Here is a 14,236-nt window from a genome sequence, read left to right as displayed (position 1 = left end):
GGATGACCAGCACTGCGACGGCCCCGGGTCCCGCGGCGCCCGCGCCCGGACCCCCACCGCCGCCGCCACCGGACGGCCGCGATCGGGGCCGCAGTGGCCTCCTCGGCCTGCTGGACCTGCCGGGGCAGGGTGTCCGCGCGATCGTCCGGTCCGCCGCGACCACGCCGGGCCGGCTCACCGTGATCGCCGTCGGGCTGGTGCTGCTGGCCCTCGTCGCCGGGCTGGTCGCGACGCTGTCGGTGCAGGACCGCGACGACACGATCAGCGGCGTCATCGACCACCGCGAGCCGCTCGCCGCCGCCGCGCAGCAGGTCTACAAGTCGCTGTCGGACGCCGACGCGACCGCGGCGAGCGCGTTCCTGTCGATCGGCACCGAGCCGCCCGAGCTGCGCTCGCGCTACGAGCGTGATGTCGCCGAAGCCGGCGCCGCGCTCGCCAAGGCCGCTTCCGACTCCTCCGACGTCGCGGGCGCGGCAGGCCCGGTCGACGTCCTCAACCAGTCGCTGCCGGTCTACACCGGGCTCGTCGAAACCGCCCGCGCGAACAACCGCCTCGGCTACCCGGTCGGCGCCTCCTACCTGCGCGAGGCTTCCGAGCTGATGCGCGCGAAGATCCTGCCCGCCGCGCAGGACCTCTACCGCGTCGACACCGAGCGGCTGGTCGAAGAGCAGGACAGCGCCACCGGGTTCCCGTGGCTCGCCACGATCCTGGTCGTCGCCCTGCTCGCCGCGCTGATCGCGGCCCAGGTCTACCTGACCCGGCGCACCAACCGGCTGCTCAACGTGGGGCTCGTCGTCGCGACCGGCGCCGTCGTGGTGTCGCTGCTGTGGGGCGCGGTCGCGCTGGTCGTGCAGGGCAGCCTGGTCGGCAGCGGCCAGGACGACGGTTCGCACCGCGTCGACGTCCTCGTCCGCGCGCGGATCGCCGCGCTGCAGGCCCGCGCCGACGAGACGCTGACGCTGGTCGCCCGCGGCGACGGCGCTGCGTACGACAAGGACTTCGGCACCAACGCCGCCCAGCTGGTCGGCCCGGACGGCCAGGGCGGCCTGCTCGGCGAAGCCCGCGGCCTGATCGCGGACGGTGCCGGCGCCGGGCAGGTCGCCGACGCGACGAAGGCCGCGAACGACTGGATGAAGGCGCACAAGCAGGTGCGCGACCAGGACAACGCCGGCGCGTACCAGGAAGCCGTCGACGCCGCGGTCCTCGAGGACAAGACCGACGGCTCGGCACCGGCCTTCCGGCGCCTCGACGACAGCCTCCAGGCGGCGATCGACGTCGGCCGGCAGGAGTTCCTCGACGACACCCACGGTGGCGAGGCCGCGCTGACGCTGCTCGCGCCCGGCCTGGCGGTGCTCGCCGTCGTCGCCGCGGCGGGTGTCACCATGGGGATCCGGGAGCGACTGAGGGAGTACCGGTGAGCAGGCGGGGGAACACGGTCCGGGCGGGCGCGCTGGCGGTCGTCGCGCTGCTGCTGGCGGCCTGCGGCAGCCCGGGGAAGCCGGTCGACCCGGCCCCGGTGAGCAACGCGGCCTGGCCGCAGCCCGCGCACGTCGGCGGCCCGGACTCGACCGCGGGCGGTGCCACCGACACGAGCTGCAACCCGCTGGTCAGCCTCGCGCCGAACGGGACGAACATCGCCGACGGCTCGACCATGGCGAAGATCAAGGAACGCGGCAAGCTGATCGCCGGCGTCGACCAGACGACCTACCTGTTCGGGTTCCGCAACCCCACGACGGGCAACCTCGAGGGTTTCGACATCGACATGGTCAACGAGATCGCGCGGTCGATCTTCGGCACGCCGGAGGGACGCGTGCAGTTCCGCGCGATCCCGTCGTCGCAGCGTGAAGACGTCCTGACGCAGCACCAGGTCGACATCGTGGTCCGGACCTACAGCATCACCTGCAAGCGCCGGGAGTCCGTGCAGTTCTCTTCGGTGTACTACGTGTCCGGGCAACGGATCCTGGTCACGAAGGAGTCGAAGGTGGCCAAGCTGGCCGACCTGAGCGGCAAGCGGGTGTGCGCGGCGAAGAAGTCGACGTCGCTGGCGAAGATCGCGACGGATCCCTCGAAGCCGGTGCCGGTCTCGGTGGACAACTGGTCGGACTGCCTGGTGATGCTCCAGCAGGGCCAGGTCCAGGCCGTCTCCACCGACGACACGATCCTCGCCGGGATGGCCGCGCAGGACCCGACGCTGAAGGTGGTCGGCGACCAGTTCACCCAGGAGAACTACGGCATCGGCGTGCCGAAGGACAATGAGGACATGGTCAAGTACGTCAACGCCGTGCTGGACAAGATCCGCGGCAGTGACGCGTGGCAGAACAGCTACCGCCGCTGGGTGGAGCCGTCGCTCGGCCCCGCGACGCCGCCGCAGCCGAACTACAAGTGAGCCGGTCGCGGCCAGGATCGGTCCCCGCACGCCGGGGATCTGGGAGGTAGCAGTGTCGGAGGAGCCGCGCCGTCCTCGGCACGCCGCACCGGACGAGCAGCAGCAGGTGGCGCCGCCGAGCTGGCAGCCACCGCCACCCGTGCGGTGGGAGACACCGGAGCCGTCGATCTCGGGCCGTCTCGACGACGGTGAGCCGCCTCGCCGCGACCAGCCGCCCGTCCGCCGTCCGCCGACGCCGCCGCGCGGCCAGCCGACGGTCGTGCACGGGACGATCCCCGGTGCGGACGACCCCACGCGCCCGCCGGGCAGCATGAACCCCGTCCTGCCGCCGGTCCAGGCGACCCAGGTCGTGCAGCCCGCGACGCAGGCGATCCGCCAGGACCCGAACGCGCCGCAGCCGACGAGCGTGCTCGCCGCGCCGGCGCCGGAGACCCAGAGCATCATGCCGCCGGCGCCGCGGCCGGACACGGGCCCGGACGCCCCGCTGCCGGACCCGGGCACCGAAAGCGTGCTGCCCGAACGCACCAGCGAAGGCCGGCACACCGGGACCGGCACGGGAACCGGCAGCGGCTCGGGCTCCGGCTCGGGCGCGTTCCCCGGCACCGGCAGGCGGACGTCGTCGCGGACGTCGCGCTCGCGTCGCGGCCGGCTCGGCGCCGGGCTGGTCGAGGTCCCGCCGGTGCCCGCGCGCGACCCCGCGTCGGCGGTGCTGACGAACCCGATGGTGTCGGAGGAAAAGCGGTTCTGCGGCAGCTGCAGCGCGAAGGTCGGGCGCGGCAAGGACGGAAAACCCGGTTCGCCGGAAGGAAAGTGCGACAACTGCGGCGCGCCGTTCTCGTTCGTCCCGAAGCTGCGGCCGAACGAGCTGGTCGGCGGCCAGTACGAAGTCCTCGGCGCACTCGCGTACGGCGGCCTCGGCTGGATCTACCTGGCGCAGGACCACAACGTCAGCGACCGCTGGGTCGTCCTCAAAGGACTGATCGACACCGGTGACCAGACGGCGATGGCGGCCGCGGCCAACGAACAGCGGTTCCTCGCCGAGGTCGAGCACCCGAACATCGTCAAGATCCACAACTTCGTGCAGCACCCGGACGCCCACAGCGGGACGACCGTCGGCTACATCGTCATGGAGTACGTCGGCGGCCAGTCGCTGCGGCAGCTCGCGCTCGCGCACCACCGCGAGAGCCGCCGGCCGGAGCCGCTGCCGATCGGCCAGGTCATCGCGTACGGGCTGGAGATCCTGCCCGCCATGGGGTACCTGCACAGCCAGAACCTGCTCTACTGCGACCTCAAGCCGGACAACGTGATCCAGACCAACGAGCAGCTGAAGCTGATCGACCTGGGCGCGGTCCGGCGGATGGACGACTACGAGAGCCCGCTGTTCTTCACCACCGGCTACAGCGCGCCGGAGCTGGCGAAGCAGGGCGCGTCGGTGGCGTCGGACCTGTTCACCGTCGGGCGCACGCTCGCGGTGCTGAGCTTCGAGTTCACCGGCTACACCAGCAAGTTCAAGACGACGCTGCCCGGCCCGGACACGGTCCCGCTGTTCGCGCTCTTCGGTTCGTACTACCGGTTCCTGCGGCGCGCGACGCACGTCGACCCGGACCGGCGGTTCCTCTCCGCCGAGGAGATGGGCGACCAGCTGACCGGCGTGCTGCGCGAGATCATGGCGCTCGGCACCGGCAAGCCGCGGCCCGGCGCGTCGACGGTGTTCGGCCCGGAGAGCCGCACGTTCGGCGTGCAGCTGGTGGTGCCGGAGGCCGGTCGGAGCGTGCCGCTGCCCGGCGCGGACGAGGTCGTCGCCGGCCTGCCGATCCCGCAGGTCGACACGGACGACCCGGCGGCGGGCGTGCTCGCGACGACGACCGCGCTCGAGCCGCGCGGTGCCATCGAGGCGCTGGCCGGCGCGCCGCGCGAGTCGATCGAGGTGCGGCTGCGGATCGTGCGCGCCCGGATCGAGCTGGGCGAGCTGGCCGAGGCGCAGCGGCAGCTGCAGGCCGGGCAGTACCTGGCGATCAAGAACGGCTTCCCGCACGACTGGCGGATCGACTGGTACCGCGGCCTGATCGAGCTGGCCGGCGGCCGCTCGCGGGTCGCGCAGGTCGCGTTCGAATCCGTGTACGACGACCTGCCGGGCGAGATCGCGCCGAAGCTCGCGCTGGCGATCAGCGCCGAGGGCGTCGGCGACTACTTCGCCGCCGCGCGGTTCTACGAGCTGGTCTGGCGGACCGACCGCACGTACGTCAGCGCGGCGTTCGGCCTCGCGCGGGTGTACCTCGCGCAGGGCGCGCGCAACAGCGCGGTGGAGGTGCTGGAGACGGTCTCGCCGTCCTCGACGCACTACGTCGACGCGCAGGTCGCGGCGATCAAGATCAAGACCACCGCGACCAAGGCGAACGGCCGCGAGACGCCGGTGACCGAGCACGACCTGCTGGACGCGTCGGCCCGGCTGGAGCGGCTCCGGCTGGACCTCGAGCGCCGGACGCGGCTGTCCGCCGGGGTGCTCGAAGCCGCGCACGACTGGCTCAAGCAGGGCAAACCCACGCCGGGCGCGCGGGTGCTGGGGTGTGCGCTGGACGAACGCGACCTGCGGCTCGGGCTCGAGCGGTGCTACCGCGCGCTGGCGCGGCTGGCGGGCACGGTCGACGAGCGCGTGAAGCTCGTCGACCGGGCGAACGCCATCCGCCCGCGGACGCTCACCTGATCAGGGGTTGATGTCCCAGTCGCGCTCTTCGCGCTGACGCTGCTGGTTCTTCTCGTGCTGCGCCGCCAGCTTCTCCAGCGCCCCGGCGTCGCCGTGGGTGCTGAAGTGCTCGAAGCCCACCACGATGAACAGCGCCCGCGCGCTGACCGCGATCGGGCCGTCCTCGGCGTCGAGGCGGCCGTCGGCGCTGACGTAGATCTTGCGGCCCGCGATGCCGTCCAGCCGGGCCTCGATGAACAGCGTCGTGCCGACCGGGACCGGGCGGCGGAAGTCCGTCTCGAGCTTGCCCGTCACCGCCGGCCGGTGCATCAGGTTGCCGACCGTCGCCCCGAGCGCCTCGTCGAACGCGCAGGCCAGGAGGCCGCCGTGGGCGAGCCCGGGAGCGCCCTGGTGCGCCGCGGTCACGGTGAACCGCGAGTGGATGACATGACCCTCGCCGACGGTCGAGCGCAGGTGCAGCCCGGCGTCGGCCTCGTCGCCGCAGCCGAAGCACTCGCTGAAGTGCACGCCGAGCTCGGTACCCGGCTCCGGCGCCTTCGGGTGCGGGACGGCCGGCTCCACCGCCACCGGCGGCCAGGGTTGAGAAACACGACTCATGCGCTGACGTTAACTCGCGGGTAGCCGCCCGGCGCGCGCGACCCACGGAGTAAGCAGGCAACGCATACCTCTCGGTAGCCGGAAAGTTCCCCACCGTAGAAGATTCACGGCTCAGGCTGCCGACCCCGTCCTACCGGGCAAGACTGGGCTGATGAGCTCGAACGGCCCAGTGGGCACCGCACGGAGGAGGTCGTCGCCGGCATGAGCGAAGAAGCAGCTACGACGAGCAAACCGACACCGGACGAGAGAACCGTAAAACGCGCCGTGTGGGCGTCCGCGATGGGCAACGCCACCGAGTGGTACGACTACGGCGTCTTCACCTCGGGCGCGATCGCGGTGAGCATCGGCACGCAGTTCTTCCCCGGTGACGGGAACGCCGTGCTGAAGTCGCTGGCGCTGCTCGCGGTCGGGTTCATCGTCCGGCCGTTCGGCGGGGCGTTCTTCGGGCCGCTCGGCGACAAGATCGGCCGCAAGCGGGTCCTCGCCGTCACGATCCTGCTGATGTCGGGGTGCACGTTCCTGGTCGGCGTCCTGCCGACGTATTCCGGTGGCTACAGCATGGGTATCGCGGCACCGATCGCGATCCTGCTGCTCCGGATCATCCAGGGCTTCTCGACCGGTGGTGAGTACGGCGGAGCGGCGACGTTCATCGCCGAGTACTCACCGACGAAGCGTCGGGGGTTCTTCGGCAGCTTCCTGGAGCTCGGCACGCTGGGCGGCTACGTGCTCGGCAACCTCGTGGTGCTGTCGGTGACGCTCTCGCTGTCGGCCGACCAGGTGGACGCCTGGGGCTGGCGGATCCCGTTCTTCGTCGCGCTGCCGCTCGGCCTGATCGGGCTCTACCTGCGGAACAAGCTCGAGGACACCCCCGAGTTCCGCCGGATGGAAGCCGCGGGCGAGAAGCCGCACAAGGCGCCGCTGAAGGAGATCTTCGTCCGCAACTGGCGGATGATCCTCAACCTGATCGGCATCGTGCTGCTGCTGAACGTCGCGGACTACCTGCTGCTGACGACCATGCCGACGTACTTCACGGACACGCTGAAGATCAACGACAACACGTCGACCCTGATCATCATCGCCGTCGAAGTCATCCAGATGGCGATCATCATCCCGCTCGGCGCGCTGTCCGACCGGATCGGCCGGAAACCGCTGCTGCTCACCGCGGCCATCGGGTTCCTGGTGCTGAGCTGGCCGAGTCTCAAGCTGATGCAGTCCGGCAGCATCTTCTGGCTCTTCGTCGGCTTCCTGATCGTGGCGCTCCTGCTGGTGCTCATGCTCGCGGTGATCGGCTCGACGTTCCCGGCGATGTTCCCGACGCGGGTGCGCTACGGCTCGTTCGCGATCGGCTACAACATCTCGACGTCGCTGTTCGGTGGTACCTGCGGTGTCATCGTGACGGCGTTGATCAAGAGCACCGGCAACGAGGACTGGCCGGCGTACTACCTGATGGCCGCGGCGCTGATCGCGATCATCCCCATCATCAAGATCCCGGAGACGTCGCAGGTCCCGATGGACCAGATCGACACCGCCGACAGCGGCGGCAAGCTGACCTCCGCGGGCGCTCAGCGCTGAGCGTCCGCCGGAACACGTGTGCCCCGCCCGGATCACCGGACGGGGCACACGTGCGTCGTGGGTCAGCTGGCGTCGCTACGAGGAGCGAAGCGCTTGCGGGACCAAGCGGCGAGCGAGCCTGCGATGACGACAGCGATTCCGGTTTCGACGATGAGCGCGGCGAGCACCATGTGCTTCCTCCTCGGGTTCTCGGGCCGGCGGCAGAGCGTCCGGCTGAGCAGTTGCCGGTGTCCGTGCGGAACACCACACGGCATATCGCCACGGGACGCCCGGGTATTTCGTCGGAAACCCACATCGAGGCGGTGATCTGCGCCACGTCACTGACCTGCGGAAACGTCTAACGCGTCGTGGTCGCGACGGGTGCTTTCTGGCTCGTCTCGGTCGGGTTCGCCGAGGGCGGTGACGTCGGCCGTTCGGCCTTCCGGGTGGACGGCGTCGGCACGGTCGTCTTCGACGAGCGCGGCGGCGTCCGGCCCGGCTGGGCCTCCGGCGGCGCGATCGAGGTCGCCGGAACCTCGGCGGGCGACGGCGAGCTGGGGGTGGTGGTGCCGATCGTGGATAGCCCCGGGTCGGCCGGCTGCACGGGGTCCGGCGGCCCGGCGCGGTGACCGGCCAGGAAACCGGCCACCGCGAGGATCACCGCCGTCGCCGTCGAGGTGCCGGCGACCGCCCAGCGCTTGCGTCGTCGCCGGACCCGGCCGCCGCGCTCGATCACGTCGGTGGCTTCGAGGCGCATCGGCGGCTGCGTGCCGCCGGCCGCGCCGGTCAGGAACGCGCGGACGTCGTCTTCGGGGTCCATGTTCGTCACCTCCCCTCCGTGGTCGCGCTGAAGGTCAGCGCGTAGTGCGGGCCGAGCCGGTTGCGCAGCGTCGCCAGGCCCCGGGAGGCCTGGCTCTTCACCGTGCCGGTGCTGCAGCCGAGGGCCTGCGCCGTCTCCTCGACGCTCAGGTCCTCGAAGTACCGCAGCACCAGCACGGCGCGCTGCTTGGGAGCCAGTACGGCCAAAGCCTGCCGGACCAGCATGTCCTGCTCGCTCCCGGCGTTCTCGGCCGGGAGCTCCGGTGGTGCGTCGGTGAGCCGCTCCCGTTTCCACCTGCTGCGCCGGTGCTCGGCGAGGAACGTGCGCAGCACGACCTTCCGGGCGTAGGCGTCCAAGGCGTCGTGGCGCGACAGCCTCGGCCAGGCGAGGTAGAGCTTGAGCAGCGCGGCCTGCGTGAGGTCCTCGGCCTGGTGCCAGTCACCGCAGAGCAGGAAGGCCGTGGACCGCAGGCTGTGCGCGCGCTCGCCGAAGTACCGGGCGAACTCGCCGTCCCACGGCGAGCCCGGCCCGGTCGACGGACGGGAGCGGGAGATCACCGAGCTACCGGGTCACCCCGATGGCCGGCAGGTGCAGGTCACCGGTCGGCCCGGCGGGCACGGCCACGGGGACGCGCTGCGGGCGCGCGGAAGGTGCCTTCGTCGCCTCACGCGGCGGCGCGGGAACGGCGGTCGGCGCCTTGGTCGGCTTGCGGCTGGTGGTCGGCATGGCGGACGGCGGCTCGGTGGGCCGGGCGGTCGTGGTCGGTGCCGGCGGCTGCGCCTCCGAAGCCAGCGCGATGCCACCGGTCAGGGCACCACCGGCGAGCACGAGAGCGCCGAGGGAAAGGGCGATACGGATACGCAAGACAGCTCCTCTTCTCGCGGGCGCGGCCGGGATCGGCGCGCCTCTGCCCTTAGTCATGCGGTGGGTGATCACCGGGGTTGCATCGAATTTCCCGCTGATCCCCAAGACGTTCGCCGGGGAGTTCGGTGGCCCGCGAAACGCGAACGGCCGGGAAGCCCGCGAGGGACTTCCCGGCCGCCCGGTGTTCCGTGAAAGGTCTCAGCCGGCCAGCGCCGACAGCTTCTGCCAGCCCGCCCAGTCGTACGTCCAGTCGCTGTAGTCGCCGTCCTTGGCGCTCAGCGTCTGCGTGCTGCCGGTGATCTCGACCGGGTCACCGGTGAGCACGCCGTCGTAGTACTCCTTGGCCCGCGCGGGCGAGAGGTTCAGGCAGCCGTGCGAGATGTTCTTCTTGCCCTGCGCCCAGACCGACGCCGCGAGGCCGTGGATGAACTCGCCGTTGTTGGAGATCCGGACCGCCCACGGCACCACGACGTTCTCGTAGTGGTACTTCGGGTTGCTCATCGCGTACGTGGACTGCTTGCCCATGACGACGTGCACGCCGCTGTGGGTGACACGCCCCGGGTCGGAGTCGAGGCCGTAGCTCACCGGGTAGTCGGCGATCTGCTGGCCGTCGCGGATCACCTGCATCGTGTGCTGCGTGGTGTTGCCCTTGACGATCTGCGAGCGGCCGATGGTGAAGCTCGCCGACACGTCCTGCTTGCCGTAGGTGCCTTCACCGATCTTGACGCCGTAGATCTTGGCGTTGACCTTCACCGTGGTGCCCGGCTTGTAGTACTCCTTGGGCCGCCAGTGCACCGAGGTGTCGCCGTCCGTCCAGCCCCACGAGCCCTCGGTCTTCGGCGTGGTCTCGACCGACAGCGCCTTCTCGACGGAAGCCTTGTCGGTGACGCGGCTCGGGAAGGACAGCGCGATCGGCATCGCGATGCCGTACGTCTGCCCGTCGCCGACGTTCAGGCTGGCCGACGTCTGGCGCTTCGGCTTCACCGTGGTGAAGGCGCCGCCGATCGCCACGTTCTTGCCGTCGGCGCCCTGCGCCTGGCCGGACCAGGTGTAGGTCTTGCCGTAGCCGAGCTGTTCGGTGGTGTTCCAAGTCTTCTTGTCCGCCGACGTCTGCCCCTGGACCTGCTTGCCGTCCGGGTTCGTCAGCGTGACCGAGACGATCGTGCCGCTGTCGACCTGCACGCCGACCGGTTCCCCGGGCGGCACGTCCTGCGCGCCGCCGGCCGGCGTCACGGTCAGCTTCGCCGGCTGCGCGGTGGGCGCCGGCGCGGAAGTCGGGCCCCCGCCCGAAGTCCCGCTCGCCGACACCGTCGGTTCACTGCTGCACGCCCCCAGCGTGAGAGCGGCGACCAAGCCCAGTGCCACAGCAGCGCCCCGGCGCCGCGTGGAAGTCCTCACCGTCAACCCATTCCCCTTTGCCCCTTTGGTGCTTCCCCTCTCCGAGACGTCTCGCGGACCTGCGACGTTGAGCAAGCCTGACGTGACGAAGGTCACAACCGCTTGCCGACGCTGCTTAACGGAGGGGGCACGAGTGACTCCGAGCCGTATCCGGTGATCACGGTGTCGCTGTGCTGCGCAAGACTAACCGGTGGGTCCGACAGAACGCGGCGGGAGCCCTACGACGTTCCGGTGACCTTGGCCCGGACCGGCGTTTTTCGCCTCGATCACGGGGTTCAACTTTGGCCAGATCCCGGTAGTCTGCTGGGAGGCCGTCGTTTTGCGTGTTCGTGGCTTCACACTCGCGGAACTTCTGACGCGAGCCATGGAGCCGACACGCTCTTGACTCGTCTCGTTGGAACCGCCCGGGACGGTCGGGGTGCCGCTTCGGTGGCATTCGAAGCGGATCTGTGTAACGAGGAGAACAGCGGTGGCGCAAGGCACTGTGAAGTGGTTCAACGCGGAGAAGGGCTTCGGCTTCATCGCGCAGGACGGCGGCGAAGGCGACGTGTTCGTTCACTACTCGGAGATCGAGGGCCGCGGTTTCCGCACCCTCGAGGAGAACCAGCGAGTGGAGTTCGAGGTCGGCCAGGGACAGAAGGGCCCGCAGGCCCAGAAGGTCCGCGCGATCTGAGACCGGGGCTTGTTCCGGTCAGTCCACCGCGCCACGTACACAGACCGCTGGTTCCGTGCACAAGTCATGCGGCGGGCGACGGCTGAAACAAGCCTCGCAGGCCCTTTAGCGTTGTCTTAAGGCCTGAGCGAAGGGCCCCCGGTTCGCGCCGGGGGCCCTTCGTCATGAAGAGGGCTGGACGTTCAGCGTCGTCCGGACGTTCAGCGTCGTCCGGCGGCCGGCGCGTCGAAGGCGTCGGCGGGGAAGTGGAATTCGTCGGTGAGGTCGGTCAGCTCGCCGAAGTCGCCGAGATCCCCGGCCTGCTGCCGCTGATCCTGCAGCGACGAGGCCTGACCTTCCCAGTTGAGCCGCTCGAGGATCCACTCCTGAGCGAGCGCCTGGGGCGAGATTTCCCGGTCTTCGGCGATGTCCTTCAGCTGCTGGTTGGCGATGAGGCTCATCCGCAGCTGGATGACCTGAGCTTCCCCGAACCGCTTACCGGTCCCGGTGCTCTCGTTGTCGGCATCAGGGGCCAGGGCGGCAAGGTAGGAGGTGAGTTCCTTGTCCTCGACAACACCATCATCCGCAGGCTTCGCGGCACCACGATGGCGTCCGGAGGACGCGGCTTTGAGGTTCGTCCGGCTGCTCAAGCGGCCAAGGGAGGGAAGAGGCACGCCAGCCACGATAACGGTTAGGTCTCACCCCGCAAACCACTGTGAGCCACAACACGCCAAGCGGTCGCCCCAATCGGCCCAGCGGCAACCCACTCGGAGCAGCACTAAACAACAGAGCGCAACAACCGCCTAACGCAAAGGGTCGATCAAGCGGGCAACGCAGAATCCCCCGAGGTGACAGGCCCGCGCACGGCGGAGGCAGCCGCCGCGCAGGCGGTAGGCGGAGGGTCCGTGAGTGGCGGCGCGGGGCGAAGAGTCGGGCGTGGGGTGCAGCGGCGGAGGGTTCGTGAATGGGGGCCGGCGGGGCGGGGGCGTAGCGGCGGAGGGCTCGCGCGTCGAGGGCGGGACGAGGAGCCAGGCGCGGGGGCGCAGAGGGCGCGCGAATGGTGCGGCGGGTCGGGCGCGTGCAGGAGGGGCGGCGTCGCAAGAGACGTGGGGCGAGAAGAAGGTGGCCGCAGGAGGTGCGGCAGAGCTCGCCAGGGCGCAAAGCGCCCGAGGCGAAAACCAGCCACGCTGGAAGCCGCACCAGAGGCACCGTGGGGGGTCCGGGGGGCTCGGCCCCCCGGGTAATACGCCGGAATGAACTGGGGGAGGCGAAGGGCGAAGCCCGAGCACCCAGAAAATGGAGGACCCCCGCGCCAGGGGGAGGAACGCGGGGGTCGGAGGGGATCTCCACAGGCGCTGACCGGGGGTGTGTCAGCACTTCGATTGTTGCACGAGTTCCCCCGCTGGGCGAGTGGAGAGCGGGATTTTTCCGCGTGCGGTGTCACTTCCGTCCCAGGTGACCGTCGTTCGGGTGGTCCCCTTCTCTCTCCGTGCTGATTGCGCTGCGTTGAGCGGAGCGTGGCCTCAGGTTCACTCTCCGGGGGGCTGTGTGCGGCGGCCGACGCTGGTTAGCCTCGCGGCCAAGCTGTTGTGAGCCGTATGGAGGGGCTATGAGCGGGTCTGTTGAAGTGCGGCAGTTCCTCCTTCGGTACGAAGGTGCCGATGGGGGGAGTGCTCCGTTCGCCGGGGGGTTGCCGGCGCAGCGGAGTGGGGCCGCGGATGCGCAGCGGGTGTCGGACGATCAGGTCCGGCGGGCTCGGCTGGCGGTGGCGAATGGTGCGCTGGGTGTCGAGGACTGTGTGCAGCTGCTGGAGATGCTGGGTCTGGATCTGGACGAGGGCGGGCAGGCGCCGGTTCAGCGCTGAGGTTGCGGGGGCCGGGGGCCTGGCGGGGGTTCGCCGGGCCTGTCCGGTGATGTTCGTGCTGGTTGTCGCCGTTTCCGGTGAGTGATTCGCAAGTCGTCCGGCTTCCTTGACGCGAGTTTTGTAACAGTGTTACGTTTGCCGGGTCGAAAGGGGACGGACATGACGACGACCGAAGGTGTGGTGGGACCGGCGAACCGGATCCGGCCGGTGGTCCAGGTGCTGGGCGGCAGGTTCATGACGTCGCCGGAGCTGGCGGAGGCCGGGCTGCCGCCGCGTTCGCTCTACGTGCGGGGGCGCTCGGCGGTCCTCGGGGACGTCCCGCCGAAGGTGGCCGCGGAGCTGTTCGGGATCTTCCCGCACTGGCTGTTCGAGTTCGTCCTGCCGACGGCGACGGCGGCCTTGGACGCACCCGCGTCCGTCCGTGCCTACGCGGAGTCATCGGCTCGCTGGTCGCGCGTCAACCTTTCGGCCGTATCGGAGCCCGGCCGTCTGGCGGAGCTGCTGTTCCGCGTCATCGACGCGGCGGACGCGAGCGGGCTGGCGCTGTTCGCCGGCTGGAAGAACGCTTCGCGCCCCACCGGAGACGTCGAACGGCTCGGGTTCGCGTTGATGGTCTTCCGCGAGCTGCGCGGCGGCCTGCACTTCGCGGCACTGCGGGCGATGGGCCTGTCGGTGCCGGAGGCGGTGATCGCGGACCCGGAGGGCGGCCGCGAGCGGTTGCTGCGCACGGCGTGGCCGGCGGAGGCGGCCGACGAGCTGGTGGCGGCGGCCGCGCGGAAGCCGGATCTGCGCGACCGGTGGGAGCGAGCGGAGTCCCTGACGGACGTCCGCGTCGACGAGCTTTTGGCGTCGGCCCTGACGCCGGCGGAGCTGGCCGAGCTCGAAAGTCGCTTGGCTGAGCTGTTTGCGCAGGTCGCGGCTTCGTCGGGGGCTTAAGGGAACCCCCGTGCAAAGCGGTGGTGGCGTGCCCTATGCTTGTAATCGCTCCCGGGGGGACCTGAGAGCGCGGTCGGTCGGTCACCCGAAACCGACCGGGCTCCCATCGTCCAGCGGCCTAGGACTCCGCCCTTTCAAGGCGGCAACGCGGGTTCGAATCCCGTTGGGAGTACGCAGTACTGTAGTAGAAGCAAGTGCAAGGCCCTGTGGCGCAGTTGGTTAGCGCGTCGCCCTGTCACGGCGAAGGTCGCGGGTTCGAGTCCCGTCAGGGTCGCAAGATCGTTCGGCTCCTTGCCGGCGTTCCCGGCCAGGTAGCTCAGTTGGTACGAGCGTCCGCCTGAAAAGCGGAAGGTCGCCGGTTCGACCCCGGCCCTGGCCACCGTTCTGATCAGCCAAAACAGCCCCCGCCCCACTCGGACGGGGGCTGTTTCGTGCGTCAGGTGCCCAAAGAGGTGCCCAGTAGG

The 14,236-nt window shown here is 70.4% G+C and carries 13 protein-coding genes and 3 tRNA genes; 10 read left to right on the top strand and 6 right to left on the bottom strand.

The window, feature by feature from the left end:
- Positions 1–2 precede the first annotated feature (2 nt).
- From ACZ7OU_RS04310 to ACZ7OU_RS04300, 3 genes are read left to right on the top strand one after another with little or no spacing between them, the layout of a single operon-like run.
- Positions 3–1,418 (top strand): hypothetical protein, encoded by a 1,416-nt coding sequence (locus tag ACZ7OU_RS04310; protein ID WP_470254198.1) that lies wholly within the window; start codon positions 3–5, stop codon positions 1,416–1,418.
- Entirely contained in the window at positions 1,415–2,386 is a 972-nt protein-coding gene (locus tag ACZ7OU_RS04305) for a glutamate ABC transporter substrate-binding protein (protein WP_470239756.1), read from the top strand. The genes ACZ7OU_RS04310 and ACZ7OU_RS04305 overlap by 4 nt, the downstream gene beginning before the upstream one ends.
- Positions 2,387–2,438: 52 nt before the next feature.
- The gene (locus tag ACZ7OU_RS04300) at positions 2,439–5,090 is read left to right on the top strand and encodes a serine/threonine-protein kinase (protein WP_470254197.1); all 2,652 of its coding nucleotides are present in this window, start codon (positions 2,439–2,441) and stop codon (positions 5,088–5,090) included.
- Here the strand turns inward: ACZ7OU_RS04300 and ACZ7OU_RS04295 are convergent, their stop codons facing one another.
- Entirely contained in the window at positions 5,091–5,687 is a 597-nt protein-coding gene (locus tag ACZ7OU_RS04295; protein WP_470239754.1) for a PaaI family thioesterase, read from the bottom strand. It abuts the gene before it with no gap.
- A gap of 279 nt (positions 5,688–5,966) precedes the next feature.
- Here ACZ7OU_RS04295 and ACZ7OU_RS04290 point away from each other — a divergent pair, with 279 nt between their 5' ends.
- On the top strand, positions 5,967–7,259 hold the full coding sequence (locus ACZ7OU_RS04290; protein ID WP_470254196.1) for an MFS transporter: 1,293 nt from the start codon (positions 5,967–5,969) through the stop codon (positions 7,257–7,259).
- 337 nt (positions 7,260–7,596) lie between these two features.
- Here ACZ7OU_RS04290 and ACZ7OU_RS04285 read toward each other — a convergent pair whose 3' ends face one another.
- The 4 genes from ACZ7OU_RS04285 to ACZ7OU_RS04270 all read right to left on the bottom strand — a co-directional run bounded on the left by ACZ7OU_RS04285 (position 7,597) and on the right by ACZ7OU_RS04270 (position 10,320).
- The gene (locus tag ACZ7OU_RS04285; RefSeq protein WP_470239752.1) at positions 7,597–8,058 is read right to left on the bottom strand and encodes a hypothetical protein; all 462 of its coding nucleotides are present in this window, start codon (positions 8,056–8,058) and stop codon (positions 7,597–7,599) included.
- 5 nt (positions 8,059–8,063) lie between these two features.
- The gene (locus ACZ7OU_RS04280) at positions 8,064–8,615 is read right to left on the bottom strand and encodes a SigE family RNA polymerase sigma factor (RefSeq protein WP_470254195.1); all 552 of its coding nucleotides are present in this window, start codon (positions 8,613–8,615) and stop codon (positions 8,064–8,066) included.
- A 4-nt stretch (positions 8,616–8,619) separates the two neighbouring features.
- On the bottom strand, positions 8,620–8,922 hold the full coding sequence (locus ACZ7OU_RS04275; protein ID WP_470254194.1) for a hypothetical protein: 303 nt from the start codon (positions 8,920–8,922) through the stop codon (positions 8,620–8,622).
- 198 nt (positions 8,923–9,120) lie between these two features.
- On the bottom strand, positions 9,121–10,320 hold the full coding sequence (locus ACZ7OU_RS04270) for a L,D-transpeptidase (protein WP_470239749.1): 1,200 nt from the start codon (positions 10,318–10,320) through the stop codon (positions 9,121–9,123).
- Positions 10,321–10,789: 469 nt separating this feature from the next.
- On the opposite strand from ACZ7OU_RS04270, the gene ACZ7OU_RS04265 reads away from it, so the two are divergent.
- Positions 10,790–10,993: a cold-shock protein gene (locus tag ACZ7OU_RS04265; protein WP_003097368.1), complete on the top strand. Its 204-nt coding sequence runs from the start codon at positions 10,790–10,792 to the stop codon at positions 10,991–10,993.
- 200 nt (positions 10,994–11,193) lie between these two features.
- On the opposite strand, the gene ACZ7OU_RS04260 is transcribed toward ACZ7OU_RS04265, so the two are convergent.
- Entirely contained in the window at positions 11,194–11,646 is a 453-nt protein-coding gene (locus ACZ7OU_RS04260; protein ID WP_470239748.1) for a hypothetical protein, read from the bottom strand.
- A 935-nt stretch (positions 11,647–12,581) separates the two neighbouring features.
- Between ACZ7OU_RS04260 and ACZ7OU_RS04255 the strand changes: the two genes are divergently transcribed.
- The 5 genes from ACZ7OU_RS04255 to ACZ7OU_RS04235 all read left to right on the top strand — a co-directional run bounded on the left by ACZ7OU_RS04255 (position 12,582) and on the right by ACZ7OU_RS04235 (position 14,151).
- Positions 12,582–12,836 (top strand): hypothetical protein, encoded by a 255-nt coding sequence (locus tag ACZ7OU_RS04255; protein WP_470239747.1) that lies wholly within the window; start codon positions 12,582–12,584, stop codon positions 12,834–12,836.
- A 159-nt stretch (positions 12,837–12,995) separates the two neighbouring features.
- On the top strand, positions 12,996–13,772 hold the full coding sequence (locus ACZ7OU_RS04250; RefSeq protein ID WP_470254193.1) for an SCO6745 family protein: 777 nt from the start codon (positions 12,996–12,998) through the stop codon (positions 13,770–13,772).
- Between the two features lie 99 nt (positions 13,773–13,871).
- Positions 13,872–13,944 (top strand) — tRNA-Glu (locus ACZ7OU_RS04245).
- A 28-nt stretch (positions 13,945–13,972) separates the two neighbouring features.
- Positions 13,973–14,046, top strand: a tRNA-Asp gene (locus ACZ7OU_RS04240).
- A 31-nt stretch (positions 14,047–14,077) separates the two neighbouring features.
- Positions 14,078–14,151, top strand: a tRNA-Phe gene (locus tag ACZ7OU_RS04235).
- Positions 14,152–14,236 lie beyond the last annotated feature (85 nt).

It is taken from the genome of Amycolatopsis sp. NPDC114505 (genome assembly GCF_055633615.1).
The sequence above is the reverse complement of the archived record's forward strand: the minus strand, read 5'-3'. Positions and strand labels throughout refer to the sequence as shown.